This window comes from Embleya sp. NBC_00888, assembly GCF_045207655.1.
Classification (GTDB): domain Bacteria; phylum Actinomycetota; class Actinomycetes; order Streptomycetales; family Streptomycetaceae; genus Embleya.
The window spans coordinates 3,630,838-3,657,240 of record NZ_CP108784.1; the positions used below are offsets into that span (position 1 = coordinate 3,630,838).

General features: G+C 70.5%; 20 protein-coding genes. 10 read left to right on the top strand and 10 right to left on the bottom strand.

Annotated features, from left to right (window positions below; genetic code table 11):
* The first annotated feature begins 85 nt into the window (after nucleotides 1-85).
* Together OG948_RS14910 and OG948_RS14915 are read left to right on the top strand one after the other, a co-directional pair.
* Nucleotides 86-2,014, top strand: a complete 1,929-nt coding sequence (locus OG948_RS14910) for a fumarate reductase/succinate dehydrogenase flavoprotein subunit (protein WP_406296918.1) — start codon at nucleotides 86-88, stop codon at nucleotides 2,012-2,014.
* The gene (locus OG948_RS14915) at nucleotides 2,014-2,772 is read left to right on the top strand and encodes a succinate dehydrogenase/fumarate reductase iron-sulfur subunit (protein ID WP_406296920.1); all 759 of its coding nucleotides are present in this window, start codon (nucleotides 2,014-2,016) and stop codon (nucleotides 2,770-2,772) included. The genes OG948_RS14910 and OG948_RS14915 overlap by 1 nt, the downstream gene beginning before the upstream one ends.
* A 74-nt stretch (nucleotides 2,773-2,846) precedes the next feature.
* On the opposite strand, the gene OG948_RS14920 is transcribed toward OG948_RS14915, so the two are convergent.
* The 3 genes from OG948_RS14920 to OG948_RS14930 all read right to left on the bottom strand — a co-directional run bounded on the left by OG948_RS14920 (nucleotide 2,847) and on the right by OG948_RS14930 (nucleotide 6,511).
* Nucleotides 2,847-3,356 carry an HIT family protein gene (locus OG948_RS14920; protein ID WP_406296921.1) on the bottom strand — a complete coding sequence of 170 codons (510 nt, stop codon included), beginning with the start codon at nucleotides 3,354-3,356 and terminating at the stop codon, nucleotides 2,847-2,849.
* Nucleotides 3,357-3,508: 152 nt separating this feature from the next.
* Nucleotides 3,509-5,962, bottom strand: a complete 2,454-nt coding sequence (locus tag OG948_RS14925; RefSeq protein WP_406296923.1) for a SpoIIE family protein phosphatase — start codon at nucleotides 5,960-5,962, stop codon at nucleotides 3,509-3,511.
* A gap of 24 nt (nucleotides 5,963-5,986) precedes the next feature.
* Nucleotides 5,987-6,511, bottom strand: a complete 525-nt coding sequence (locus tag OG948_RS14930; protein ID WP_406296924.1) for a (deoxy)nucleoside triphosphate pyrophosphohydrolase — start codon at nucleotides 6,509-6,511, stop codon at nucleotides 5,987-5,989.
* Between the two features lie 127 nt (nucleotides 6,512-6,638).
* Between OG948_RS14930 and OG948_RS14935 the strand changes: the two genes are divergently transcribed.
* Nucleotides 6,639-7,682: an alpha/beta hydrolase family esterase gene (locus OG948_RS14935; protein ID WP_406296926.1), complete on the top strand. Its 1,044-nt coding sequence runs from the start codon at nucleotides 6,639-6,641 to the stop codon at nucleotides 7,680-7,682.
* A 54-nt stretch (nucleotides 7,683-7,736) separates the two neighbouring features.
* Here the strand turns inward: OG948_RS14935 and OG948_RS14940 are convergent, their stop codons facing one another.
* Complete coding sequence (locus OG948_RS14940; protein ID WP_406296928.1) at nucleotides 7,737-8,756, bottom strand: acyltransferase; 1,020 nt, start codon at nucleotides 8,754-8,756, stop codon at nucleotides 7,737-7,739.
* Nucleotides 8,757-8,976: 220 nt separating this feature from the next.
* Here OG948_RS14940 and OG948_RS14945 point away from each other — a divergent pair, with 220 nt between their 5' ends.
* On the top strand, nucleotides 8,977-9,930 hold the full coding sequence (locus OG948_RS14945) for a 4-hydroxy-3-methylbut-2-enyl diphosphate reductase (RefSeq protein ID WP_406296929.1): 954 nt from the start codon (nucleotides 8,977-8,979) through the stop codon (nucleotides 9,928-9,930).
* Nucleotides 9,931-10,104: 174 nt separating this feature from the next.
* Here the strand turns inward: OG948_RS14945 and OG948_RS14950 are convergent, their stop codons facing one another.
* A complete protein-coding gene (locus OG948_RS14950; protein WP_406296931.1) occupies nucleotides 10,105-10,641 on the bottom strand; it encodes a DUF6542 domain-containing protein in 537 nt (178 codons plus the stop codon).
* A 319-nt stretch (nucleotides 10,642-10,960) separates the two neighbouring features.
* On the bottom strand, nucleotides 10,961-11,503 hold the full coding sequence (locus OG948_RS14955) for a hypothetical protein (RefSeq protein WP_406296932.1): 543 nt from the start codon (nucleotides 11,501-11,503) through the stop codon (nucleotides 10,961-10,963).
* A gap of 135 nt (nucleotides 11,504-11,638) precedes the next feature.
* Between OG948_RS14955 and ychF the strand changes: the two genes are divergently transcribed.
* A complete protein-coding gene (gene ychF / locus OG948_RS14960) occupies nucleotides 11,639-12,712 on the top strand; it encodes a redox-regulated ATPase YchF (RefSeq protein WP_406296933.1) in 1,074 nt (357 codons plus the stop codon).
* A gap of 172 nt (nucleotides 12,713-12,884) precedes the next feature.
* On the opposite strand, the gene OG948_RS14965 is transcribed toward ychF, so the two are convergent.
* Complete coding sequence (locus OG948_RS14965; RefSeq protein WP_406296935.1) at nucleotides 12,885-14,096, bottom strand: acyltransferase family protein; 1,212 nt, start codon at nucleotides 14,094-14,096, stop codon at nucleotides 12,885-12,887.
* A 97-nt stretch (nucleotides 14,097-14,193) separates the two neighbouring features.
* Between OG948_RS14965 and xseA the strand changes: the two genes are divergently transcribed.
* The 3 genes from xseA to OG948_RS14980 all read left to right on the top strand — a co-directional run bounded on the left by xseA (nucleotide 14,194) and on the right by OG948_RS14980 (nucleotide 18,634).
* Nucleotides 14,194-15,405, top strand: coding sequence for an exodeoxyribonuclease VII large subunit (gene xseA, locus OG948_RS14970; protein WP_406296936.1), 1,212 nt, complete (start codon nucleotides 14,194-14,196; stop codon nucleotides 15,403-15,405).
* A 233-nt stretch (nucleotides 15,406-15,638) separates the two neighbouring features.
* Nucleotides 15,639-18,359, top strand: a complete 2,721-nt coding sequence (locus tag OG948_RS14975; RefSeq protein ID WP_406296938.1) for an immune inhibitor A domain-containing protein — start codon at nucleotides 15,639-15,641, stop codon at nucleotides 18,357-18,359.
* Between the two features lie 20 nt (nucleotides 18,360-18,379).
* Nucleotides 18,380-18,634 (top strand): exodeoxyribonuclease VII small subunit, encoded by a 255-nt coding sequence (locus tag OG948_RS14980; protein ID WP_406296940.1) that lies wholly within the window; start codon nucleotides 18,380-18,382, stop codon nucleotides 18,632-18,634.
* Nucleotides 18,635-18,751: 117 nt separating this feature from the next.
* Here OG948_RS14980 and OG948_RS14985 read toward each other — a convergent pair whose 3' ends face one another.
* Nucleotides 18,752-21,496 (bottom strand): immune inhibitor A domain-containing protein, encoded by a 2,745-nt coding sequence (locus OG948_RS14985; RefSeq protein ID WP_406296941.1) that lies wholly within the window; start codon nucleotides 21,494-21,496, stop codon nucleotides 18,752-18,754.
* A gap of 368 nt (nucleotides 21,497-21,864) precedes the next feature.
* Nucleotides 21,865-22,449, bottom strand: coding sequence for a DUF4245 domain-containing protein (locus OG948_RS14990; RefSeq protein ID WP_406296943.1), 585 nt, complete (start codon nucleotides 22,447-22,449; stop codon nucleotides 21,865-21,867).
* A 154-nt stretch (nucleotides 22,450-22,603) separates the two neighbouring features.
* Between OG948_RS14990 and glpX the strand changes: the two genes are divergently transcribed.
* Both glpX and OG948_RS15000 read left to right on the top strand, forming a co-directional pair.
* On the top strand, nucleotides 22,604-23,635 hold the full coding sequence (gene glpX / locus OG948_RS14995) for a class II fructose-bisphosphatase (protein ID WP_020556582.1): 1,032 nt from the start codon (nucleotides 22,604-22,606) through the stop codon (nucleotides 23,633-23,635).
* 201 nt (nucleotides 23,636-23,836) lie between these two features.
* Nucleotides 23,837-25,930 (top strand): MFS transporter, encoded by a 2,094-nt coding sequence (locus tag OG948_RS15000; protein ID WP_406296944.1) that lies wholly within the window; start codon nucleotides 23,837-23,839, stop codon nucleotides 25,928-25,930.
* Here the strand turns inward: OG948_RS15000 and OG948_RS15005 are convergent.
* On the bottom strand, nucleotides 25,924-26,211 hold the full coding sequence (locus OG948_RS15005) for a WhiB family transcriptional regulator (RefSeq protein ID WP_406296946.1): 288 nt from the start codon (nucleotides 26,209-26,211) through the stop codon (nucleotides 25,924-25,926). The genes OG948_RS15000 and OG948_RS15005 overlap by 7 nt on opposite strands.
* Nucleotides 26,212-26,403 lie beyond the last annotated feature (192 nt).

Sequence of the window (26,403 nt, forward strand, 5' to 3'; positions counted from 1 at the left end):
GCGGCGACTCACCCCCGTGTAAACGCTCCCAACCCCAAGCACCACCGGAAACACCCCGGCCCAGCCCAGTACAGGAGTGGCACTCGTGTCCGAAGTGGAACGTCATTCGTACGACGTGGTCGTGATCGGCGCGGGCGGCGCCGGGTTGCGGGCCGCGATCGAGGCCCGGATGCGCGGCCTGCGCACCGCCGTCGTCTGCAAGTCGCTGTTCGGCAAGGCCCATACCGTGATGGCCGAGGGCGGGATCGCCGCCTCGATGGGCAACGTCAACTCGCAGGACAGTTGGAAGGTGCACTTCCGCGACACGATGCGCGGCGGCAAGTTCCTCAACCACTGGCGGATGGCCGAACTGCACGCCAAGGAAGCCCCGGACCGGGTCTGGGAGTTGGAGTCCTGGGGCGCGCTGTTCGACCGCACCGCGGACGGTCGGATCAGTCAGCGCAACTTCGGCGGCCACGAGTATCCGCGGCTGGCACACGTCGGCGACCGCACCGGTCTGGAGCTGATCCGGACCCTCCAGCAGCAGATCGTCGCCCTGCAACAGCAGGACGAGCGCGAGTTCGGCGACCCCGAGGCGCGACTGAAGGTCTTTCAGGAGTGCACGATCACCCGCCTGTTGACCGTCCCGGACGCGGGTTCCGAGGCCGGCACCCGGATCACCGGAGCGTTCGGCTACTGGCGCGAGTCGGGCCGCTTCACGGTGTTCGACGCGCCGGCCGTCGTGCTGGCCACCGGCGGGATCGGCAAGGGCTTCAAGGTGACCTCGAACTCGTGGGAGTACACGGGGGACGGGCAGGCCCTCGCGTTGCTCGCGGGCGCGCCGCTGATCAACATGGAGTTCGTCCAGTTCCACCCGACCGGCATGGTCTGGCCGCCGTCGGTGAAGGGGATCCTGGTCACCGAGTCGGTGCGCGGGGACGGCGGAGTGCTGCTCAACTCCGAGGGCAGGCGCTTCATGTTCGACTACATCCCGGACGTGTTCAAGGAGAAGTACGCCAAGTCCGAGGCCGAGGGCGACCGTTGGTACAACGACCAGGAGAACAACAAGCGCCCGCCCGAGCTGCTGCCCCGGGACGAGGTCGCCCGTGCGATCAACTCCGAGGTCAAGGCGGGCCGGGGGTCGCCGCACGGCGGGGTGTTCCTGACCGTGGTCGGCCGAATGGCGGGCGGGACCGAGGAGATCCGCCGCAAACTCCCGTCGATGTACCACCAGTTCAAGGAGCTGGCCGACGTCGACATCACCACCGAGGCGATGGAGGTCGGGCCCACCTGCCACTACGTGATGGGCGGGATCGCGGTGGATCCGGACACCGCCGCGACGCCGGGCGTGCTCGGCCTGTACGCGGCCGGTGAGGTCGCCGGCGGCATGCACGGCAGCAATCGGCTCGGCGGGAACTCGCTGTCCGACCTGCTGGTGTTCGGCCGGCGGGCGGGCGAGCACGCGGCGCGCTATGCCGAGGAGATCGGCGAGGCGCGACGCGAGGCCGCCCAGGAGCAGATCGACGCGGCCGCCGCCGAGGCACTCGCGCCGTTCGCGGTGGAGAGCGCGGAAAACCCGTACACGGTCCACCAGGAACTCCAGCAGACCATGAACGACCTGGTCGGCATCATCCGCAAAGAGGGCGAGATGACCGAGGCGCTGACCCGCCTGGAGGAGCTCAAGGCGCGCGCGGCCAAGGCGGGCGTGGAGGGCCACCGGCAGTACAACCCGGGCTGGCACCTGGCCCTGGACCTGCGGAACATGCTGCTGGTCTGCGAGTGCGTGGCGCGCTCGGCGCTGGAGCGCCAGGAGAGCCGGGGCGGGCACACCCGCGACGACTTCCCCGGGATGTCCGCGCAGTGGCGTCGGGTGGTGCTCGCGTGCTCGATCGTCGACCCGGACGCGGAGCACCTGTCCGTGGCCCTGACCCGGAGCGAGGCCGTACCGATGCGTGCCGACCTGCTCGAACTCTTCGAGCGCGACGAGCTGAAGAAGTACCTGACCGACGCGGAACTTCCCGGGGAGGACGGCTGATGTCCTACAAGGCGGACTTTCGGATCTGGCGCGGCGACGAGGCCGGCGGCGAGCTGTGCGACTTCAAGGTCGAGGTGAACGAGGGCGAGGTGGTCCTCGACATCATCCATCGCCTGCAGGCCACCCAGGCGCCGGACCTCGCGGTGCGGTGGAACTGCAAGGCGGGCAAGTGCGGTTCGTGCAGCGCCGAGATCAACGGCCAGCCCCGGTTGTTGTGCATGACGCGGATGAGCACGTTCACGCCGGAGGAGGTGGTCACGGTCACCCCGATGCGCACGTTCCCGGTGATCCGCGACCTGGTCACCGACGTGTCGTTCAACTACGCCAAGGCCCGACGGGTGCCCTCGTTCACGCCGCCGCCGGGCCTGGAGCCGGGCGAGTACCGCATGCAGCAGGTCGACGTCGAACGCTCGCAGGAGTTCCGCAAGTGCATCGAGTGCTTCCTGTGTCAGAACACCTGCCACGTCATCCGTGACTTCGAGGACAACAAGGCGGCCTTCTCCGGCCCGCGCTTCCTGATGCGGATCGCCGAGCTGGACATGCACCCCCTGGACGTCGCGGACCGGCAGAAGGCCGCCCAGGAGGAGCACGGCCTGGGCCTGTGCAACATCACCAAGTGTTGTACGGACGTGTGTCCGGAGAACATCCACATCACCGACAACGCGCTGATTCCGATGAAGGAGCGGGTCGCGGACCGCAAGTACGACCCGCTGGTGTGGCTGGGCAACAAGATCCGGCGGCGGGGGTCCGGGGACTGACGGAGGGCGGCTCTCGGCTCGAATCGGGTCGGGAGCCGCTCGCCGGCCGGAGGGCCGGGGGTCGGGGCCGCCGGTCAGGCGGGCCGGCCGGAAATCGTCGGTCGGCTCGGGGCCGGGGTGCTCGAAGCGGTACTCAAGGCCGTGCGCAGGGCGTCGGCCAACACGTCCATCCGCTCGGCCGCGACCCGCTCGCCCTCCGGACGCCCGAGCATCGCGAACGCGCGCGGCCCGCGCAGCTCCGCCGCCGGGTCGGGCGGTCGCGGCACGATGTGGAAGTGCACGTGCGCGAACCCCTCGCGCTCGGCGAACTGCGCCACATAGGTCTTCGTACAGCCCGTCACCTCGCGCAACGCCCGCGCGAGGGCGACCTGCCAGGTCCCGAGCGTGAGTGCCTCGGCCTCGGTCAGCTCCGCGATCGACTCGACATGCCGCCGAGGGACCAGCACCAACCACCCTTCGAGCGCGCTGTCGAACGCGTGCGCCACCCGCCAGTGCGCGTCGAACGCGACTCGCTCCCGCGCCGGCAACTCCGCGAACAGCGCCTCCTGTTCACAGGAGTGGCACCCGATCGCACTCGATCCCATCCGGCGGTCCTCCTCGATTTCGCCCCGGACAACGTGCCGTCGTACGGCACATCGACGAACCGGACAACGGTTCCGCCGATGACGGGGCCACTGTCTGTTGTCGACCGGCGCGGCCGGCGGTGTCGATTGTCCACGTCGTCGATCGGCAACGGCTACTCCGGCAAAGGCAGTTCGAACCAGACCGTTTTGCCGTGGCCGGATTTTCGGCTGCCCCAGCGTTCGGCGAGTTGGTTGACGAGTTGGAGGCCGCGGCCGCCCTCGTCGGTGTCCTCGGCCTCGCGCATGCGGGGGAGGGTGGTGCCGGCGTCCGCGACCTCGCACAGCAGGGCCCGGCCGCGCAGCAGGCGCAGTCGGATCGGGCCCGCGCCGTAGCGCAGCGCGTTCGTGACGAGTTCGCTGACCAGCAGTTCGGTGATGTCGACCAGCGCGTCCAGGCCCCACTCGGTGAGGGTCTTGCGGCTGAGTTCGCGGGCGCGGGAGACCACCGCGGGTTCGGCCGGCAGCCACCAGGAGGCGACCGAGTCCTCGGCGAGCGCGTCCAGGCGGGCCACGAGCAGGGCGACGTCGTCGAATCCCGGCTCCTCGTGCACGTCCGCGACCACCTTGTCCGCGGTCTGCTCGAGGGTGCCCAGAGGGCCCGATACGGCGGTGCAGAGCAGGTCGATGCCGACGTCGAGCGAGCGATCGCGGGTCTCCACCAGGCCGTCCGTGTACAGCACCAGGGTGCTGCCCGACTCGACCGCGAAATCGCCCTGTTCGAAGCCGAGGCCGCCCACGCCCAGCACCGTTCCGGGCGGGTTGTCGACCACACGCGGCCGGCCGCCCGGCGGTACCAGGACCGGCGGCATGTGCCCCGCGCTGGCGAACTCGCAGGTGCGTGCCACCGGGTCGTAGACCACGTAGACACACGTCGCGTAGTGCAGCTCGCCCAGGCCCACCACGATGTCGTCCAGGTGCCCGAGCACCTCGGCCGGCGGCAACTCCAGGCCCGCGAGCGTGCGTACCGCGGTGCGCAGTTGGCCCATCACCGCCGCCGCGTGCACGCCGTGGCCCATCACGTCGCCGACCACGAGGCCGATCCGGCCGCCGGACAGCGGGATCACGTCGTACCAGTCGCCGCCGACCTCGGTCACCGAACTGCCCGGCAGATAGCGGTGCGCGACCGCGATGCCCGGCAGCGTGGGCAGGTTCTGCGGCAACAGGCTGCGCTGGAGCATCACCGCGGTCTCGCGCTGGTGGTGGTACAGCCGCGCGTTGTCCACCGAAACGGCCGCGCGCGAGCCCAGTTCGGTGGCGAGCGTGAGGTCGTCCGGGTCGAACGCGGGTCGGCCCTCGCCGCGTCCGAGCAGCAGCGTGCCGAGCACCACGCCCCGAGCGCTGAGCGGCACCACGATCATCGTGTGCAGGCCCAGCGCGCGGGCGGCCTCGGCCCGGCCGGGATCGTGGATCAGCTCGTCGTACATGTCGTCCTGCACGTTGCGCATCAGGTACGAGCCGCCCGTGCGCAGACATCGGCCGAACGTCGAGTCGGCCGCGTAGACCAAAGTGCTGCCCTGGCGGAGCAGTTCGTCGGTGTATCGCCCCGGGCGCGCGCCGCGTGAGGCCACGCGTTGCAGGCGGGCCTTCTCGGCGTGCGCGCCGGGCGGGATCTCCTCGCCCTGCACGATCGCGTCGAGCAGGTCCACCGCGGCCAGATCGGCGAAGCCGGGCACCACCGACGCGGTCAGCTCCTCGGCGATCCGGGGGATGTCCAGGGTGGCGCCGAGTCGGGTGCCCGCCTCGTTCAGCAGCGCGAGCCGCTTGCGCGCGGCGTCCACCTTGACCATCGCGTAGTGCCGCTCGGTCACGTCGATCAGCGAACAGCTGATGCCCAGGATCCGGCCGCCGGGCGCCTCCAGCCGGTTGTACGACATCGACCACACGGTGCGCGGGCTGCCGTCGGTGGGGATCGGGCCGAAGATCCGCGAGTCGACCACGGGCTCGCCGGTCTCCAACACCCGCTGCTGGATCGTGCGCACCCGCTCGGTGTCCATCCCGGGACGGACCTCCTCGAGCCGGCGCCCGATGTGTTCCTCGACGGACAGCCGGTTGATCGCGGCGAGCGCGTCGTTGACCGCGACGTAGCGCAGGTCGGCGTCGAAGATGCCCACGCCGATCGGCGACTGGTCGAACAGCGCTTCGCGGATCGCCAGGTCGGCCTCGACCTTGCGCACCACCGTCGAGTCCATCGAGGTGATCAGGACGAACCGGTTCCCGGCCAGGTCCTCGGCGAAGGCCGCGCGCGACTCCACCGTGCACAGCGTGCCGTCGCCCCTGCGCATCGTGTACGACCCGGCGAAGACGTCTTCGCCCGCGACGGCCTGCCCGGTGGCGGCCTGCTGTGCGGCGGTGAACGGCGGATGCACCAGGTCGACCGCGCGGGCGCCGAGGATGTCCTCGCGTCGATAGCCGAACAACTGCTCGGCGGCGGCGCTCCACATCACGATCCGACCCTCGGCGTCGAGCACCCACGTGGCCGACGGGACGAGATCGAACAGGGAACCGGGCGCCGTGGATCGCCGGGTCGCGTCCCCCGGATTCCGATCGGCTTCTCGGCGCTGCTCCATGGACGGCGGATCCCTTTGTCGCTGCTACTCCGGACCGTTTTCCCGGTTGGTCACGTTCTCAAGCCCGGCCCCCGGGTGCGGCCGAGTCGACCCGGCAGGTGTTTTCGGCGGCTTTTCGGCGCCTGTGGACCGCTTCTCCGACTCGGCCGCGACCGGTTTCGCGAGCACCTTCGCGACCAGTTCCGCGGCCGGGCGATCGGGAGCCAGCCAGTCGAGCCCGGACACCTCGTCGGCGCCGAGCCAGCGCAGCGCCGAGTGGTCCTGGAGTGCCCGGGGCTCGCCCGTGACCAGGTCGGCGAGCCACACGTGCAGCACATACCCACGCGCGAGCGGCCAGGCGCCGGGCAGCCGGCGCACCGGTCGCACGGTCGCGCCGAGCTCCTCGTGGCACTCGCGGACCAGGGCCGCGGCCTCGCTCTCGCCCGGCTCGACCTTGCCGCCGGGGAACTCCCAACCACCCGCCAACTCGGCCGGCGCGCTGCGGCACGCGGCGAGTACGCGCCCTCGGTGGAGGATCGCGGCGCCGACGACGATGCGGGTCCCGGTCATGGCGGACAACTCTACGTGCCGAGCGGTCGCCGTATGAGGCAACCTTGGACGGTTCGCGAACGTCTGTCTTCGGGGACATGTTTGCGAAACGGACCGGATCCGGACCCGGATCACCGAACGAGGTGGGGTGGCTGTGGCGGGATTCCGGTGTACCGGCCTGCGGGTGTGCCGGGTGCTCGCGGTGTTCGCCGCGGTCGCGGCGGTGCTCGCGGTGTTCGCGCTGGCCCGGTTGACGGCCCGCCAGGACGGCCCGGCCGCGGCGACCGGATCCGCCGCCGCGGACACCGGGTGCGACGGGCGGGACCGGCAGGGGTGGGTGGCCGTGCCGGTGTCCTTCTCCGGCGAGACCTATCGGGTCCAGGCGTACGTCCCGCGCAGCTACGACGGCGCCCGGCCGCGACCACTGGTGCTGAACCTGCACGGCAGCAACAGCACCGGCGCGGCGCAGATGGCGATCACCGGTCTGGGTGCGTCCGCCGAGCGCTACGGCTTCGTCGTGGCGATCCCGGAGGGCGGGCTGAGCTACCCCGGGACGACCGGCGGGCGGGCCTGGAACATCCCCGGCGTGCCGCTGTACGGCGGCCACCCGGCCGCGGTCGGCGGCCGGGACGAGGTCGGCTTCGTCGGCGCCACGCTGGACGCGCTCGACCGCTCGTTGTGCCTGGACGACCGGCGGGTGTACGCGACCGGGTTCTCCGGCGGCGCGCGGATGACCTCGTTGTTGGCCTGCACGCTGAGTCGGCGGATAGCGGCCGTGGCACCGGTCGCGGGCCTGCGTGCGGACGGCACCGACGGCGCGCGGCCGGCGCCGTGCCGACCGATGCGGCCGGTCCCGGTGCTGACCTTCCACGGCCTGGCCGACCAGGCCAATCCCTACGACGGTGGGCGGGCGTCGCGCTGGACCTATTCGGTGACCGAGGCGGCGCGGCGCTGGGCGGCCGTCGACGACTGCCCGAGCACGGCGGTACGCACCCGCGTGTCCCGGCACGTCGAGCGCACGGCGTATACCGGCTGCGCGGGCGGCGCGGCGGTGATCCTGTACACGCAGTCCGACGCGGGGCACACCTGGCCGGGCGCGGCGGGCACCGAGGTGCGCGGCTTCGGCCGGATCAACCAGGAGATCTCGGCCAATGAACTGATGTGGGCGTTCTTCTCCGAGCACACGCTGTGAGGGTGCGAGGAATGCCCGGGGATCCCCCGCGGCGGCACTCGGCCGGACCGCCGCTCAGGGCTTCGGCCGCAACCGATCGAAGCCGCGCATGATCGCGCGATGCGCGGGACGTTCCACCAGCACCGTGAGCAGCCAGCCGAGCAGCACCGCCGGCACACCCAACGCGAGCAGCTGACCCGGCGCACCGACGCCGTGGTCCTGGAGTCGGCGCATCACCACGTAGCCGATCGACTGGTGCACCAGGTACATCGCGTAGGTGATCCCGGCCGTCCACTGGAGCGCGCGACCCGCCCACGCGGGCACGAATCGGTCCCAGTCCGGCCCCAGCGCCGCGACGCAGATCGCGGCGATGCCCAGCGCGAGCCCGACCGTCCAGGACGCGTGCCGGGTCTGGCACAGGTGCACGAACGAGCACACGCCGAGCAGGGATACCGCGTGCGGGCCGCGGATGCGATGCCGTGACCACAGGTGCACCCCGATACCGGCGATGAACAGGTGCACGCGGTAGAGCCCGAACCCGTCGTAGAGCGTGCGGAACGCCTCCGATTGCAGGTGCAGCCGGACCGGCAGCAGGAACAGTTCGAGGCACAACACCAGCCACAACGTGCGCACCGTCGCGTCCCCGTGCACCCGGCGCGAGCGCCACAGCGCGAAGATCGCGGTGAACCACAGCAGTTGCAGCGGAATCGTCCAATAGGCCGCGTCCACATAGGTGTACGACTGCGGTTTCCAGTTCCAGAGCATGGCCAGATTGGCGAGCACGTCGCGCAGGTTCGGCGCGTACCATCCCGGCGGCGCGCACAGCCGCAGGAACAGCGACGTGCCGAGCACGCCGACGAAGAACGCCGGCAACATCCGCGCCATCCGGCCGACCCACCAGCGCACCACGTCGCCCTTGCGCAGCGAGACCGCCGCGAAGTAGCCGGACATGACCAGGAGCAGGCTCGCGCCCAACTGGTACGGAAAGACGAACGGACGTGCGGCCAATTCGGGATGCCACTGCCGGGCCAGATAGGTGCCGTGGAACAGCAGCACCAGCCCCACGAACGTCACCCGCAGCAGATCCCAGCTCACCCGGCGCCGCTTCGCGGACTCCGATCGACGCGACGTGTCGTTTCCGGGCCGTTCCGCTGAGCTGAAGGGCATCCGACGTCTTCCCGTGGACGGCGTGGGTGGACCTGGTCCTGTCCGGGGCGCGGCGCACCGAAGGCCGGCCTCGACAAAGGACCCTATTACGCGCGCTTTGCCGCGCGGGCCCCGGTGGAGCACGCGTGGCCGCCCGTACGATGGACACATGTCGTCAACCAGCCGCGTCCTGCTCGCCGCCCCCCGGGGGTACTGCGCGGGCGTCGACCGAGCCGTCGAGACCGTCGAGAAGGCCCTCGATCTGTACGGTGCGCCGGTGTACGTGCGCAAGCAGATCGTGCACAACAAATACGTCGTCGAGACGCTGGAGAAGCGCGGGGCGATCTTCGTGGACGAGACGGCGGAGGTGCCCGAGGGCGCCACGGTCGTCTTCTCCGCCCACGGTGTGGCTCCCGTGGTGCACGAGGAGGCGGCGGCCCGTTCGCTGCGCACGATCGACGCCACGTGCCCGCTCGTGACCAAGGTGCACAAGGAGGCCGTGCGCTTCGCCGAGGAGGGCTACGACATCCTCCTGATCGGCCACGAGGGCCACGAGGAGGTGATCGGCACCGCCGGTGAGGCGCCCGATCACATCCACCTGGTGGACGGCCCCGAGGGCGTCGCGAACGTCGAGGTGCGCGACCCGTCGAAGGTGGCCTGGCTGTCCCAGACCACGCTGTCCGTGGACGAGACCATCGCCACGGTCGAGGAGCTGCGCAAGCGGCTCCCGCTGCTGATCGACCCGCCGAGTGACGACATCTGCTACGCGACGCAGAACCGCCAGGTCGCGGTCAAGCAGATCGCCGCCGAGTCGGAGCTGGTGATCGTGGTCGGCTCGACCAACTCGTCCAACTCGGTGCGGTTGGTCGAGGTCGCGCTGGAGGCGGGCGCCCGGGCGTCGTACCTGGTCGACTACGCGGAAGAGCTGAAGGACGAGTGGCTGGAGGGGGTCGGCACGGTCGGCGTCACCTCCGGCGCGTCGGTGCCCGAGGTGCTCGTGGACGGCGTGCTCGCGTGGCTGGCCGAGCGCGGCTTCGGTGACGTGCACATTCACCGATCGGTGGAGGAGCGTCTGCAGTTCGCGCTGCCGCAGGAGCTGCGCCGGGACCTGCGCAACGCCTGAGGCCGCGCGGGCCGGGGGCGGGCGCGGGGTGCGTGACTTGTCGGTGACGGGCCGGTCCGAGGGATCGGACGGGCCCGTCTGCTTTTCGGCGCGCGCTCGGTCCTCTCGGCGCACCCGGTGCCTTTTCGGCGTACGCGGACCCGCCCCGCCTGTCGCGGGCTCGCGGGTTTCGCGCTACGGGTGGTCGGCGGCGCGGCGTTTGACCAGGACGACGACGGCGGCCAGGGCCGTACCGCCCCACAGCAGGCCGGCCTTGAAGGACAGCGCGGTGATCAGGTCCAGGCCCACCCGGGAGAGATAGCTCTCCCGCGTGTCGTCGCCCAGCAGGGTGCTCACGAGCACGACGGTCGTGGCGAACGCGATCGGCGGCGTGATGATCGCGGCGACCCAGTCCTGGGCGCGCACCTTCCAGGCCACGAACACCGAGGCGACCAGGAACGCGAACCCGAACACGAAACCCAGTCGATCGGTGGCCAGGTGGTCGACGAGGCCGCCGAGCAGGGTGCCGCCGAAGCCGAACACGGCCGCGCCGGCGGCGGTCAGGCCGCTGCCGGACGGGCGGTATCCGCCGGGCGCGCCGTTCGCCCGCCGCGCGGGGGCGCCGGGGCGACGAGGGCGGGGCCGAGGGCCGGTGCGCTCCCGGGGCGGTTCGCGATCGGCGGGTGTCGAGGCGGGTGGAATCTGCGCGGACGAGCCGGGTCGACGGCGCACCGCGTCACCTCGTCCCGGCGCCGGCACGGGAGGCCTTTTCCGGGGGTTCCGGGTCGATACGGGACGCGCTCCCGCTCGGCTGCGCTGTTCCATCCACCCAAGGTATTGCCGCATCACGGTCAAAACCGTCCAAGAACACGAAAAACCTCACTCCGCCCGTGTCGAAACGTCCGCCCGGTCGCCGCTCACCTCGTCCTCGACCGATCTGTTTCCTGCCCCCGATTTCTCGGGTTCACCAGGGAGGACGCTTTCTCGGCCGGGATTGGTGGCAGTTCGGGCCGAGCAATTCACCCGGGTCGTCGGATGGGCGTGGCGTCGGTTACGCCCGGGCGCCGCTCTCCACCATGTCCACGGCGTGAACCACCTCGGCCGTGCCGAGGACCTGGACCGGGATGGCGCGCGAGGCGGCGTACCAGCGCAGGTCCACGGCCAGGTACGGCAACATCTCCTTGCCCAGGAAGTTGATCGTGTGCTGCTTGCGGCCGCCGGCCCGCATCGCGCAGCGCACGACCGCGTAGCACGGGGCGTCACCCGCGTTGGCCTTGAGCTTGACCTCGACCGAGGAGATCTCCTCCCAGCGCAGGCCGCGCGTGCGGAACAGGCCGTGGAAGACCAGACCGTTGGGGCCGATCGAGAGCTTGCGGTACTGGTAGAGCGCGAAGCCGAGGAGCACGAAGAGGCTGAGGCCGCCGTAGAGGGCCACGGCCACGACGGTCGGCAGTCCGAGGTCGGCCAGGTCGAGGAAACCGAGCGCGATCGGGATGAACGCGGTGAACAGCAGGACGCGCATGGGCTTGGACTCCCACAGCACGCCGTCCATGAGCTGCCTGCGGTTGTGCTGGGTGTTCGAGGTGCGGCTCATCGATGTCCCCGTCGTTGAGTGGCCGGCGTACGAAACCAGGGATGCTACTGGCCACAGGCCACCACCTACACTTTCCGAAGGCGCTTGTATGTCCGCAGCGCGCCACATCGATCGCCGAGAAGCCAGGGAATCCAGTTGTCGCTCACCATCGGAATCGTCGGCCTGCCCAACGTCGGCAAGTCGACGCTCTTCAACGCCCTGACCAAGAACGACGTGCTCGCGGCGAACTACCCGTTCGCGACCATCGAGCCGAACGTGGGCGTGGTGGGCGTGCCGGACCCGCGTCTGGACAAGCTGGCGGAGATCTTCGGATCGGCCAAGAAGGTCCCGGCCACGGTCGACTTCGTGGACATCGCGGGCATCGTGCGCGGCGCCTCCGAGGGTGAGGGCCTGGGCAACAAGTTCCTCGCCAACATCCGCGAGTCGGACGCGATCTGCCAGGTCATCCGGGTCTTCACCGACCCGGACGTGGTGCACGTCGACGGCAAGATCTCGCCGGTCGACGACAAGGAGATCATCGAGACCGAGCTGATCCTGGCCGACCTGCAGACGATCGAGAAGGTCCTGCCGCGCCTACAGAAGGACTCGCGCCTGCAGAAGGACAAGGTCGCGGTCGCCGCCGCGGTGGAGAAGGCCAAGCAGGTGCTGGAGGCGGGCACCACGGTCTTCGCCGCCGGCCTCGACCCGGAGCCGCTGCGCGAGCTGCACCTGCTCACCGCCAAGCCCTTCCTGTACGTCTTCAACGTCGACGAGGACGAACTGGTCAACGAGGAGCTCAAGGACGAACTGCGCGAGCTGGTCGCGCCGGCCGAGGCGATCTTCCTGGACGCCAAGATCGAGTCCGAGCTGATCGAACTGGACGAGGCCGAGGCGCTGGAACTGCTGCAGAGCCTGGGCCAGGAGGAATCCGGCCTGTCCATCCTGGCCCGGGTCGGCTTCGACACCCTGGGCCTGCAGACCTACCTCACGGCCGGCCCCAAGGAGGCCCGCGCCTGGACCGTCGCCAAGGGCGCCACCGCCCCCGAGGCGGCCGGTGTGATCCACACCGACTTCCAGCGCGGCTTCATCAAGGCCGAGGTGATCGGCTTCGACGACCTGATCGAAACCGGTAGCCGCGCCGAGGCCCGTACCAAGGGCAAGGCCCGCATGGAGGGCAAGGACTACATCATGCAGGACGGCGACGTGGTGGAGTTCCGCTTCAACGTGTGACCACCCCGGGCGCACCCGCACCGCGCTGTTGCCGACCGGACGCTGTCGACTCGCCCGTATCCAACTCTTCGTCGCGGTCACCCGGGCCCACGATCTCCTGTGATCGGGGCCCGGGTAGGGGCGAAGACGGTGTCGATCCGACGGCGGGTCGTGGCCGGGGTCGGTGTCCGGGTCAAGGTGGGCCCTGGCGGTGGGCCGGGTCGCGGAGCCGGGTCAGGCCCCTGGCCAGGGACGTGTTCAGGGTTTTCGCCAGCGGGCGTTCGACGGCGTGGTGGAGGAGCCACGCGGCCGCGGTCATGGTGAGGGTGACCGCGACCAGGACGGCGAGGGCGGAGCGGTCGGGGCGGTACAGGGCGTGGATCAGGGTCCAGCCGATGTTCTCGTGCAGGAGGTAGAGCGGATAGGTCACGGCGCCCAGCGTGGTCAGGCCCCGCCAGGAGACGCGGTCCAGTCCGCCCAGCGCGAGCACGATCATCACCGCGTAGAAGCCCGTGACGATCCCGACGCACAACGTCGCGGACAGGTGCGGGTGGTTGGCGTCCACCTGGCGAGGCACCTCCGCGACGATCGCGTTCTGGGCCAGTAGCCAGGACATCCCCACGATCCCCCACAGCAGCGGGTCGGGCCCGAAGCGGCGCACGAGGTGGAGCGCGACGCCGCCGATGAAGAACGGTGCGTACCTCGGCTGCACGACGGTTTCGAGCAGTTCGTCGTGGGTGCCGGCCACGGTCACCGCGGCCGCCGTCCACACCACGCAGAACAGCACCGTGCGCCGGTAGGTGATGCCCGGACCGACCACGAGGGCGAACAGCAGGTAGAACCGGAGCTCGGCCCACAGGGTCCAGTAGACGCCGTCCACGTGCCGGACACCCAGCGCCTCGTGCAGCATCGTCAGGTTGGTCAGCAGGTCGCTCGAGGTCGGTGGATTCCGCACCGTCGGCCACAGGTACAGGATCGCCGCGGTCAGCAGGATCGCCGCCCAATAGGCCGGGTAGAGCCGCACGACGCGGGACCGGAAGAAGTCGCCGAGCGTGCGCCCCCAACTGCTCATGCAGATCACGAAACCGCTGATCAGGAAGAACAGTTCGACCCCGAGCCAGCCGTAGGCGGCCCACCCGGAGAAGGTCGGGAACAGCACCGCGGTGGACTTGCCGTCCCACGCGCCGGTCTCCACACCGCCCGCGTAGCCCGCGTAGCCCGCGTAGTGGTACAGCACGACCATCCCGGCGGCGACGAAGCGCAGCCCGTCCAGCGCGGCCAGGCGTGGCTCGGTCGACGGGCGGGCGCGGGCGGCGGGTACGGCCGGCTGCCCGCCCTGGCTCCGGGCGGCTGCCCGCGGCGGCCCGGCCACCGCCCGGAGCCGCGGCGGCATCGCGATTCTCATATCCCTGAAAACGCACGCGGGTGTCGATCCGTTGTGCGAGTCGCCGGCCTCGGCGCGCGTCGCTCCGGGCGGGCGGTGGGTTGGTTAGCCTCTGGGGATGGCTCTCACGACTTCCGCCGACGCGCCCCTGCCCGTGGCCGAGATCTCTCGGCTGATCGGAGGGTGGATCGATCGGCTGGGGGATGTGTGGGTCGAGGGGCAGATCACGCAGCTCAGTCGCCGGCCGGGGGCGGGCGTGGTGTTCATGACGCTGCGCGACGCCGAGCAGGATGTGTCCATCTCGGTGACCTGCTATCGGAAGGTCTTCGACGCGGTCGGGGACATCGTGGCCGAGGGCTCGCGGGTGGTCGTGCACGCGAAGGCGGACTGGTATCGGGCGCGTGGGACGTTGTCGTTGCGGGCCGCGGAGATCCGGCCGGTGGGGATCGGCGAGCTGTTGGCCCGGTTGGAGCAGCTCAAGCGGGCGCTGACCGCCGAGGGGCTGTTCGATCCCCGGCACAAGCAGGCGCTGCCGTTCCTGCCGCATCGCATCGGGCTGGTCTGCGGGCGCGCCTCGGCGGCCGAGCGGGACGTGTTGGAGAACGCCAAGCGGCGTTGGCCGGCCGTGCGGTTCGCGGTGCGCAACGTCGCGGTGCAGGGGGTGAGCGCGGTGTCGCAGGTGGTCGAGGCGATCCGCGCTTTGGACGCGGACCCCGACGTCGACCTGATCGTGGTGGCCCGGGGCGGCGGCAGTGTGGAGGACCTGTTGCCGTTCTCCAGCGAGGAGTTGGTACGGGTCGTCTTCGCCTGTACGACGCCGGTGGTGAGCGCGATCGGGCACGAGCCGGACTCGCCGCTGCTGGACCTGGTGGCCGACTATCGGGCGTCTACGCCCACCGACGCCGCGAAGCGGATCGTGCCGGACATCCGCGAGGAGATGCATCGGGTGCACCAGGTGCGCGATCGGGGGCGGCTCGCGCTGCGGGCCCGGCTCGATCGGGAGTACCAGGGGTTGCGGGCCGCCCGTTCGCGTCCGGTGCTGGCCGATCCGCAGCGCATGGTGGACCTGCGCGCGGAGGAGGTGGCCGCCCTCGTGGACCGCTCCCGGCGCACCCTGCGTCACCTCCTGGACCGCGCCGAGAGCGACCTGGCGCACACCCGCGCGCGGGTCGTCGCGCTCTCCCCCGCGGCCACCCTGGAGCGCGGCTACGCGGTGTTGCAGCGGGCGGACGGGCACGCCGTGCGCGATCCCGCGGAGGTGGCGGCCGGCGAGCGGTTGACCGCCCGGGTGGCGGCCGGACGCTTCGACGTGGTCGTCCCGAAGGACTGATCGCCTCCGGAGGCGAGCCTCTCGGCAAGCCCGTCACCGGCCCCGTCCCGACCCCACCGGCAACCCCGCCGCCGAACCCACCGGCGACCCGCCCCACCCCGATCGCCACGCCGCACACGCCGCACACGCCACACGCCCCGCCCGCCGCCCACAAATCCCCATCATTGACCCGTTCGTATGACAAGCAGTCATGTCTCACCCGATCGGCGGCGAAAACGGCTTAGTTTGCGCGTGTGTTGCGTCATCTGCTCGCCGCGTCCGCGCTGTTGCTCACCGGCGTCGCCACGTCCTCCGTGGCCGCCGCCGACGACTCGCCCGCGCGGTGGAATCCGTCAGCCGCCGACTCCTACGTCAACTACGTCGCGCCCAGGGACCCGCTGCCGCCCGACGGCCCGCCGGGCGTGTCCCCCGAGGTCCGTGAGCGCGCGCTCGCGGCCGACCGGCGGGCCCGGCAGTACGACCGCAAGTTCGCCGCCGGCAACCCCGCCCCCGCTCGCCGGCTCGCCCGGGCCGAGGCGACCGCGGCCCGGACCGGGGTCAGCCCACGTGCCCAGGCCGGGACCGGCACCCGGGACGCCCGGCTGTTGACCATCCTGGTCGAGTTCAACGACCACGCCGACGACGACTTCTCCGGTTTCGGCCGACCGACGAGCGTCGCGGACCCGACCTGCGTGACCGAGCCGCCGGGCACGGTCAAGAACGGCCCCCGGCACAACCTGCTCCCCGACCCGGCCGTCGCCGGCCGGGACAACAACACGCTGTGGGTCCGGGACTTCGACAAGGCCCACTACGACCGCATGCTCTACTCCGAGGAGGGCGTCACCGAGCGGGTCCGTCCCGACCTCACCGGCCCGGACGGCCGGCCCGGCGTCAGTCTCGCGGGACTGACCATGCGCAACATGTACCGGGAGATGTCGCACGGCGCGTACTCGATCGGCGGTGAGGCCGCGGGCTGGGTGAGCGTGCCGCACTCCGAGGCCTGGTACGCGGCCGGCCACTGCGGCGCGATCCGCCAGGACAACAGCGGCAGCCCGCAGAACCCGCGCGGCGTGCGGCAGTTCGTCACCGACGCGGTCGACGAGTTGGCGAAACGGCAGCCGAACCTCCCGTGGGCCGACTACGACCGGGAGGACCCGGGCGACGCCGACGACGACGGCGACACCCAGGAGCCCGACGGCGTGATCGACCACCTCGTGCTCGTGCACGCGGGCAAGGACAAGTCGGCGGGCGGCGGTGCCGAGGGCACCTACGCGATCTGGGCGCACGCGAGCACCGTGCTGCGCGGACACCCCATCCCGGGCACCGACCTCAAGGTGGCGAACTACATCGTGCAGCCCGAGGACTCCGGAGTGGGCGTGTTCGCCCACGAGTTCGGCCACGACCTGGGCCTGCCCGACCTGTACGACAACTTCAGCGGCGGCGAGACCGACGTCGACTTCTGGGACCTGATGTCCTCCGGTTCGCACGCCGGGCCCCTGTTCCAGACCATGCCCGCGCACATGGGCGCGTGGTCGAAGTACGTGCTGGGCTGGATCGATCCGCCGGTGGTCCCGGTCGGCGGCGGCCCGCGTACCGTCTCGCTCGGCGCCGCCGCCGACCCCGCGCCCGGCACCCTCGCCGCGGTTCGGGTCGACCTGCCCGCCGAACGGGTCCGGATCGGCACCCCGCACAGCGGCGCGAACATGTGGTACTCGGAGCGGGACCAGGAATGGTCCGACGCCCGACTCGTCCGCGACCTCGCGGTGCCCGCCGGCGGGTCCGCGACCTTCTCGATGTGGAACGACTACACCATCGAACAGGACTGGGACTTCGGCTTCGTCGAGGTGTCCACCGACGACGGCGCGAGTTGGACCCAACTCGCCGTGCACGACGACGCGGGCAACCTGGTCAGCACCCCGCCCGACTATCCCGACCCGAACCGCAACCTCGCCGAGTTGCGCAAGGTCAACGGCCTCACCGGCGACAGCGGCGGCTGGCGGCACGACAACGTCGACCTGACCCCGTACGCGGGGCAGAGCGTCAAACTGCGGCTGGACCTGAACACCGACGCCGCGTTCATGGAGAAGGGTTGGTTCGCCGACGACTTCTCGCTCACCAACGGCGGCGCCACGGTGTGGTCGGACGACGTGGAGAGCGGCGACAACGGCTGGACCGCGATCAAGGGCACCAACACGGTGACCCGCGGGGCCGGCTGGGGCCGGACCTCCGGCGAGGTCGACCGCGAGCAGTACTACCTGATGGAGTGGCGCGCGCCGGTCGGCTTCGACCAGGGCCTGCGGTACGCGTACACCGCCGAGCACAGCGACCCTCGCGGCGTGCGGGTGCGCCGACTGGCCTACGACGTGCCCGGCATGCTGGTGTGGCTGCGCGACGCCGAGTACCAGAACAACGGCGTGAACTTCAATCTGAGCGCGCCGCCCAGCTACGGCGCCAAGGGCCAGACGCTGCTCGTGGACGCGCATCCGGATCCGCGCCGGTGGACCGGCGAGGCGGGCGAACACTACCTGGTCAAGAGCAACCCCCGGAAGAACCTGGAGAGTCGAGCGCAGTCCGCGGACGCCGCGTTCGGCTTCCTGCCCACCCCGGCGTTCGGGGCGTGTCACGGCAACGGCGCGTGGTGTCAGGACTTCGCGCCCCGCGAACCGGTCCGCGCGTTCGGCGACGACCGCGGCTGGGCGCCGGGGGTCGAGTACGTCGACGGCGCGCCGGTGGACCGCTTCACCGACGGGTCGACCGTGGTGCCCGCGCGCGGCCCGTACAGCACCCGCGTGGTCGACGCGGACGGCGCGCCCGATCCGGCGCACTACGGCGTGCCGTACAAGGGCTCCGTGCTCGGCACCGGCGATCCCGGTCCCGACCTCGCCTACGGCGCCTCGGCCACGCTGGTCGCGCCGCTGTCGAGGGAGCGTCCGGACCGCGGCGCCACCGTGCGGGTCACGTCGGCCCGCCCGTGATCCGGCCTTAGGCTGGCGGCATGAGCGAGCAGACCGCACCCGCGCCGGACGAGGCACCGGCCTACGAGCAGGCCCGTGACGAGCTGATCGAGGTCGTGCGCCGCCTGGAGACCGGCGGCATCACCCTGGAGGAGTCGTTGGCCCTGTGGGAGCGCGGCGAGCGACTCGCCGTGGTGTGCGAGCAGTGGCTCGACGGCGCCCGGGCCCGGCTGGACGCGGCGGTCCGGGCGGAGCGCGCGGGCACCGAGTCGGACGAGGCGGTCGAGGAGGACTGACCCGCCGGCGCCGCGCGCCGCGCACGGCAGAAGGGGCGCTCCCGAATTCGGGAGCGCCCCTTCCGTCGGAACCGGTACGCGGCTACCCGCACGCGACGAACACGTGCGCGGCGGCGGCTACTTCTGCGCCGGCAGGATCCAGACCACCGCGCCGGAGTTGCCCGGCAGCGGGAGGACCGGCAGCGCGGTCACGCCGTAGCCCTTGTCGAAGCCCGGGTTGCCCGTGCCCAGCTCGGAACCGTGGAACACCTTGCCGAAGTTGTCCCGGTCCAGCGAACCGTCCGCCTTGGTGACCTTGGTCGAGTACGGCGCCTTCGCCGGCACCACGGTCGAACCGTAGCGGTCCTTCGGAAGCACCCGACCCTTGTAGAGCTCGGTGCCCGGCGCCCAGCCCACCGTGTCGGTGAACAGCGTCACCGGCGCCTGCGCCGGGAACGACGTGCAGTACGCGGTACCGGGGATGCAGTCCGTGAACGGCGACGTCTTGACGAAGCCGAACGCCGCGTTCGCGGCCTGCGGCCGGGTCGGCAGGTTGGCGAAGACGTTCCGCCGCTCGATGTTCGGCGTGTTCGGGTCGACCTGCGGGAACTGCGCCGCGGCTTCGCCGGTGTAGCGCAGCGGGTCCGGGTGCGAGTCGACGATCAACAGCTCGCCCTTGGGGCCCCACGAGGGCCCGTTGTCGATGTTGAAGTTGACACCGTTGTTCTGGTACTGGTTGTCGCGCAGCCAGACCAGCATGCCCGGCGCGTTGTACGGCACCCGGTTGGTCTTGCCGTTGACGCCTCCGGTGTACGCGTACTTCAGGCCCTCGTCGAAGCCGGACAGGTTGCGCCACTCGAGCAGGTAGTACTGCTCCCGCTCGAAGGTGCCGCCGGTGCGGCCCCAACCCTCGCCCTTGGTGATCGCGTTGGTGCCCTTGATCGCGGTCCAGCCGTTGTCGCCGCTCTCCACGTCGTCCGACCACACCGTGGCGCCGCCGTTGGTGAGCGAGAAGTCGTCGGCGAACCAACCCTTCTCCATGAACGCGGCGTCGGTGTTCAGGTCCAGCCGCAGTTTGACGCTCTGCCCCGCGTACGGGGTCAGGTCGACGTTGTCGTGCCGCCAGCCGCCGCTGTCGCCGGTCAGACCGCTGGTCTTGCGGAACGTGGCCAGGTTCTTGGTCGGGTCCGGGTAGTCCGGCGGCGTGCTGACCAGCTTGCCCGACTCGTCCTTGACCGCGAGCTGCTTCCAGGTGGCACCGTTGTCGGTGGACACCTCGACGAAGCCGAAGTCCCAGTCCTGCTCGATGACGTAGTCGTTCCACATCCAGAACTTCACGTCCGTGCCCGCGGGCACCGCGATGTTCCGCTCGATCCGGATGTCGGACCAAGCCTGGTCCTGACCGGAGTACCACATGTTCTGGCCACCGTGCGGCGTACCGACCTTGACCTGCTTGTTCGGCAGGTTCACCCGGATGCCCCGCGAGGTGCCCTTGGGCGTCTTGGCGGCCTGGCCCAGGGTGGCGACCTTGGGTCGGTCACCGACCTTGACCAGGTCGGGGGTCAGCCAGCCGAGCGCGTACTTGTCCCAGATGCCCATGTGCGCGGGCTGCGACTGGAACAGCGCACCGGTGTGCGAACCGGCCGACATCAGGTCCCAGAAGTTCAGGTCCGTCTGGCCGGCGCTGAAGTTGTCGTACAGGTCGGGCAGGCCCAGGTCGTGGCCGAACTCGTGGGCGAACACGCCCACTCCGGAGTCCTCGGGCTGCACGATGTAGTTCGCGATCTTGATGTTGCTGCCGGGCACCTGGTGGCCGAACAGCACGGTGCTCGCGTGCGCCCAGATGGAGTAGGTGCCCTCGGCACCGCCACCGGCCGACTTGTCCTTGCCCGCGTGCACCAGGACCAGGTGGTCCACCACACCGTCGGACTCCTGGGTGTTGCCGTCGTGGTCGGCGTCGCCCGGGTCTTCCTTGTCGTAGTCGGCCCACGGGAACTTCGGCTGCTGCTTGGCCAACTCGTCGACCGCGTCGATGGCGAGCTGCTGCGCGCCGAGCGGGTTGGCCGGGCTGCCGCTGTTGTCCTGCTGCGCGTTGCCGCAGGCGCCCGCGCCGTACCAGGCCTCGGAGTGCGGCGCCTTGACCCACGGCGTCGCCTCACCGGAAACCGAGTACTTTCCGGCCGACATCTCCTCGTACATGTTGCGCATGGTCTGGCCCGCGAGGCTGATGCCCGGCTTGCCGTCCGGCCCCGTGAGGTCGGTGCGCATGCGCTCGGTGATGCCCTCCTTGGAGTAGAGCATCTTGTTGTAGTGGGCCTGGTCGAAGTTCGGCACCCACTGCGAGTTGTTGTCGTTCGGGTTCAGCGCCGGGTTCGGGATCCGGTTGTGCAGCGGCCCGTTCTTGATCGTGCCGGGAGGCTCGGTCACACAGGTCGGATCCGAAACGCTGGTCGGTCGCTTGAAGCCGGAGAAGTCGTCGTTGGCCTGGTCGTTGAACTCGACCAGGACGGTGAGCAGCTTCGCGGTCTGCTTGGCGTCGACGGGCTTGCCGCTGCGCTCGGCCTTGATCTCGGCCGGGCTCTTGCCGGTACGCCCGGCCTCGGCCTCGAGTTCCTTGATCTGGGCGGCGGCACGGGGGTTGCCGTCGGAGTTCTTGCGGTCGGCCGCGGCGTTCTGTGCCTTCAGCGACGCGGCCTTGGCCGGGTCGCCGGGCAGCGCGCTGGTGTCGATGGCCGCGTCGACGGAGTTGACGTAGTGGTCCTCGGGGCCCGGATTCCACACCGCCTTCGTCGTGTCGACGCGCGTAGGCGCGGCCGACGTCGAGGGCGCGGTCGTGGCCGCCAGCCCCGTGATCGCCAGCGCGGAAACGGACAACAGCGCCACACGGCGTTTGACCCGCCGGGCGCCGCTCGGGGGCGTCGGGCCCCTCCCGGGTATCGCTGGACTCAACGTGCTCCCCTTTCCGACCGGGGGCGACCCCCCGGACGCAAAGCGACGTCGCGCGGGATCTGATCAAGCGCACACGACATCGGGACGGCTCGGAAAGCTCGGCGGACACGCGAGGGCGACCATCGGGTCACGACGATGCCGACTCGTGTTCGACCGGGCTTCCGGACCCTAGGGGCGGGAGTAACGCGCGGGGCAGAGGAGGGCGTGGGGTCTTTACAATCTCTTTACAAGCCGCTGCACATCCTGTTCACCCGGGCGCCCGAGTCGCCCCGATATGGCCGACGGATCCGTCGGCCGTCGGCTCACGGGGCGGCAGTTCGCAGGGATGCGGCGAGAACGGTCAAATCCTCGAAATTCGCATTGCCGGTGACCATCGTGGTCACGCCGTCGCGAACGCGGACCAGCGAGCGGTACTTGGGGCCGTCGTAGGCCTTCCACTGCTCGCCGACCACGTCCCGGTTGCCGATCGGCTGCCCGCGCTTGCCCTTGTCCCGGACGAGTTCGTCGGTGAAGCCGTTGGTCTGCTCGACGGCGGCGTACTTGTCGTTCGGGTTGATGAAGCCGATGTGCCACGTGGTCTGGTTGCGGTCGTACCCCGAGTAGTTCACCGACGTCGCGCGCCACTGCTCGCTCAGCCCCTGCGGCGCGAGCAGCGGATACGGCGAGACCCGGGCCGCCTGGCGGAAGGACTGCTCGTACTGCACCCGCTTCACCGGATCCCCACCGTTGTGCGGTGCCACCAGGAACAACGCGCCGACCACGAGGCCGCATGCTCCGAGGGAAAGAACCATGTCCCGGACGGTCTCTCGACCCGACTTTGTCGCCACCGGAACATGGTCGCATTGCGGGCCGGCTCGTTTTACACGGCCTACCTGCACCGATAACACCGCTCACCGATAACATCGGGGCAATCCCGTTGGAACCAGTCCGGACTCGGGGCCGCGCAATCGCCGTGCCACCCGCACCGATGACGCACGGCTCCCGGGGATCAGGGCACCCCTCGTGGTTACGGACCGGTTCCCCTACAGGAAGGCCCGCCAGATGACGGACCAATCTGTACCTCCGCAGCTCGAGGTCGCGCCGGAAGCCCCGGATCGCAACCTCGCCCTCGAACTCGTCCGGGTCACCGAGGCCGCCGCGATGGCCGCCGGTCGCTGGGTCGGTCGAGGTGACAAGAACGGCGCGGACGGCGCCGCCGTGAAGGCGATGCGCAGCCTGATCCACACCGTGTCGATGAACGGTGTCGTGGTGATCGGCGAGGGCGAGAAGGACGACGCCCCGATGTTGTTCAACGGCGAACGGGTCGGCGACGGCTCCGGGCCCGAGTGCGACGTCGCGGTCGACCCGGTCGACGGCACCACGCTGACCGCCAAGGGCATGAACAACGCGGTCGCGGTGATGGCCGTGTCCGAGCGGGGCAGCATGTACGACCCCTCGGCCGTGTTCTACATGGAGAAGCTGGTCACCGGCCCGGAGGCGGCCGACGTGGTGGACCTGACCGCGCCGATCGCGGAGAACATCCGCCGGGTGGCCAAGGCCAAGCACAGCGCCGTCGAGGACGTCACGGTCTGCATCCTGGACCGGCCCCGCCACGACTCGATGGTCAAGGAGATCCGCGAGGCCGGCGCCCGGATCAAGTTCATCACCGACGGCGACGTGGCCGGCGCGATCATGGCGGCCAAGGACGGCACCGGCGTCGACCTGCTGCTCGGCATCGGCGGTACGCCGGAGGGCATCATCGCCGCCGCCGCGATCAAGTGCATGGGCGGCGTGATCCAGGGTCGCCTGTGGCCCAAGGACGAGGCCGAGCGGGCGAAGGCGATCGACGCGGGCCACGACCTGTCGCGCGTGCTGCTGACCGACGACCTGGTCCGCGGCGACAACGTCTTCTTCGTGGCGACCGGCATCACCGACGGCGAACTCCTGCGTGGCGTGCGGTATCGCTCGAGCACGGCGCTCACGTCGTCGCTGGTGATGCGTTCCAAGAGCGGCACGATCCGCCAGATCGACAGCCAGCACCGGCTCGCGAAGCTGCGGGCGTACAGCGCGATCGACTTCGACCACGCGCGTTAGGGCCGTGCGGCCGGGGGTTTGACCCGGCCTGCGGCCGAGGGTGGCCTCAAACGCCGGCCGGGCTGGATGCGGCCCGGTCGGCGTTTGCTGCGCGACGCGGTCGGCGTTCGATCCGACCGGGCTGTCCGTCCCACGAATAGGTGCGGATTTTATACCTGTGTGTGGGGATTCTCCTTGAGCATCGATCGAGGAGGCCCCCGGATGAGCGCGCCGCGCGGTAGGCATGCCGAAACCGCCGAAGGAAACGGCAGCAGCCCGGCGAAGACCGAGGCGACGCCCCGACTCGGGCTGATCCTGACCGGGTTGATGCTCGGGCTGCTGGTGGCCGCGCTCGACCAGACCATCGTGTCGACCGCGCTGCCGACCATCGTCGGCGACCTCGGCGGGCTCAACCACCTGTCGTGGGTGGTCACCGCGTACCTGCTCGCGTCGACGGTGAGTACGCCGCTGTGGGGCAAGCTCGGCGACCTGTTCGGGCGCAAGAAGCTCTACCAGGCGTCGATCGTGATCTTCCTGATCGGCTCGGTGCTGTGCGGCATCGCCCAGGGCATGTTCGAGTTGATCGCCTTCCGCGCGATCCAGGGGCTCGGCGGCGGCGGCCTGATGGTGTTGTCCCAGGCGATCATCGGCGACGTGGTGCCGCCCCGCGAGCGCGGGCGCTACCAGGGCCTGTTCGGCGCGGTCTTCGGGGTCACCTCGGTGGCCGGGCCGCTGCTCGGCGGGTTCTTCGTGGACAACCTCAGTTGGCGCTGGGTGTTCTACATCAATGTGCCGATCGGCCTGATCGCGCTGGCCGTGATCGCCGCCGCGCTGCACACCAAGGAGATGCACACCCGGCCGAGCATCGACTACCTCGGCATCACACTGCTGGCCGGCGGTACCACCTGCCTGGTCCTGCTCAGCACCTTCGGCGGCACCACCTACCCGTGGGCCTCCGTGCAGATCATCGGACTGGGCGTCGCGGCAGTGCTGTTGCTCGCCGGGTTCGTCGCGGTCGAGCGGCGCGCGCAGGAGCCGGTGCTGCCGCTGAAGCTGTTCCGCAACCGGATCTTCTCGGTGACCGCCGGCATCGGCTTCATCGTCGGCTTCGCGATGATGGGCGGGCTGAGCTTCCTGCCGCTGTTCATGCAGGTCGTCAACGGCGCCACGCCGACCGAGTCGGGCCTGCGGCTGCTGCCGATGATGGGCGGCCTGCTGGTCACCTCGATCGTCAGCGGGCAACTGATCAGCCGGACCGGCAGATACAAGATCTACCCGATCCTGGGCACCGCCGTGATGGCGGTCGGCATGTTCCTGATGTCGCGGATGGACGAGTTCACCACCACCGCCGCGTCCTCGCTCTACATGCTGGTCTTCGGCATCGGACTGGGCCTGGTCATGCAGGTCATCGTGCTCGCGGTACAGAACTCGGTGCCCTACTCGGACCTGGGTGTGGCCACCGCCGGCGCGACTTTCTTCCGCTCCATCGGCGGCTCGTTCGGCGCGGCGATCTTCGGCACGATCTTCAACAACCGACTCACGGTGCACCTGCGCGAGGCCGCCGCGCGCGGCGAGGGCATGCCGCCGGGAACCGGCACCGGGTCTGCGTCCGCGATCAACCCGGAAGACCTGAACAAGTTGCCGCCGGCGTCCAAGACCGGCTTCATCCACGCCTACGCCGAGTCGCTCCAGACCGTGTTCCTGGTCGCCTCGGGCATCGTGCTGATCGCGTTCGTGTTGTCCTTCCTGCTCAAGGAGGTCCCGCTGCGCGAGGCCACCCGCGAGGCCGAGCCCAGGCCGCCGATGTCGCCCACCGCGCGCAGTTCGGTGGAGGAGATCGAGCGCGCGATGGCACAGATGGTGCACCGGGAGAACGGCTGGTCGCGCTACGAACGCATGATCCAGCGCTCGGGCGTCGAGTTGTCGGTGCCGTGCGCGTACGGGCTCGTGCAGCTCGACCTCCTGGGGCCGATCTCGATCCCCGACCTCGCCCACCGGCTGCACGAGGCCCGGGACCGGGTCCGTCGGTACGCCGACGAGCTGACCTTCGCCGGCTACATCGAGCGGCTGGGCGAGGGCACGATGGCGCTGACCGCCAAGGGCCACGAGGCGCTGGAGGCGCTGGTCGAGGCCCGTCGGCAGATACTCACCGAGGTGATGGCGGACTGGTCACCGGAACAGTCCGAGGAACTGACCGCGCTGTTGCGCAAACTGGCGCGGCTGACCACCGACACCCCGCACGATCACATCGTCGGCGAAGCCGACCGACACACGGGCCGAGCCCGACCGACGCCCGGGCCGACGGCAGGTCAGTGATAGGCGCGGCGTCGACGCACGGCGCCGCGCTCGTTGGGGGTCAGGCCGCCTCGGACACCGACCGGGTTGGTCTCGGCCAGCGCGCTCGCGCGGCATTCGAGCAGGACGGAGCAGCGCGCGCAGACGCGCTTGGCGTCCTCCTCGCGGGCGAGACGGGCGACGACGGGTTCACCGGGATATCCGAGAAACAACTGCCGATCCGCGGTCGCGCACGCGCCGGCCACCGGGGGCGTCCAGGTCGCGCCGCGGGCTCCGCGAATTATGTCGATCCGTTCCGTCACGCTGCTCTCCTCGGGTCGGGTGTATCAGTCGCCTACCCGGGGCGAACCGCCCCATGCGCGCCGGCGCGACAACGCGACGACAAGTAACCACATGGAAACGTCAAGGACATCCGCGGAACGACGCGCTCCGCGGCAGGTGTTCCCGGGCCGCGCACCGACCTCGCCGACGGCCCGCCCGCCGTGATCCCGGAC

Coding starts and splice junctions, on each gene's coding strand:
- OG948_RS14915 (WP_406296920.1), top strand. CDS start 2,014: ATGTCCTACAAGGCGGACTTTCGGATCTGGCGCGGCGACGAGGCCGGC.
- OG948_RS14920 (WP_406296921.1), bottom strand. CDS start 3,356: ATGGGATCGAGTGCGATCGGGTGCCACTCCTGTGAACAGGAGGCGCTG.
- OG948_RS14925 (WP_406296923.1), bottom strand. CDS start 5,962: ATGGAGCAGCGCCGAGAAGCCGATCGGAATCCGGGGGACGCGACCCGG.
- OG948_RS14930 (WP_406296924.1), bottom strand. CDS start 6,511: ATGACCGGGACCCGCATCGTCGTCGGCGCCGCGATCCTCCACCGAGGG.
- OG948_RS14945 (WP_406296929.1), top strand. CDS start 8,977: ATGTCGTCAACCAGCCGCGTCCTGCTCGCCGCCCCCCGGGGGTACTGC.
- OG948_RS14955 (WP_406296932.1), bottom strand. CDS start 11,503: ATGAGCCGCACCTCGAACACCCAGCACAACCGCAGGCAGCTCATGGAC.
- OG948_RS14965 (WP_406296935.1), bottom strand. CDS start 14,096: ATGAGAATCGCGATGCCGCCGCGGCTCCGGGCGGTGGCCGGGCCGCCG.
- xseA (WP_406296936.1), top strand. CDS start 14,194: ATGGCTCTCACGACTTCCGCCGACGCGCCCCTGCCCGTGGCCGAGATC.
- OG948_RS14980 (WP_406296940.1), top strand. CDS start 18,380: ATGAGCGAGCAGACCGCACCCGCGCCGGACGAGGCACCGGCCTACGAG.
- glpX (WP_020556582.1), top strand. CDS start 22,604: ATGACGGACCAATCTGTACCTCCGCAGCTCGAGGTCGCGCCGGAAGCC.
- OG948_RS15000 (WP_406296944.1), top strand. CDS start 23,837: ATGAGCGCGCCGCGCGGTAGGCATGCCGAAACCGCCGAAGGAAACGGC.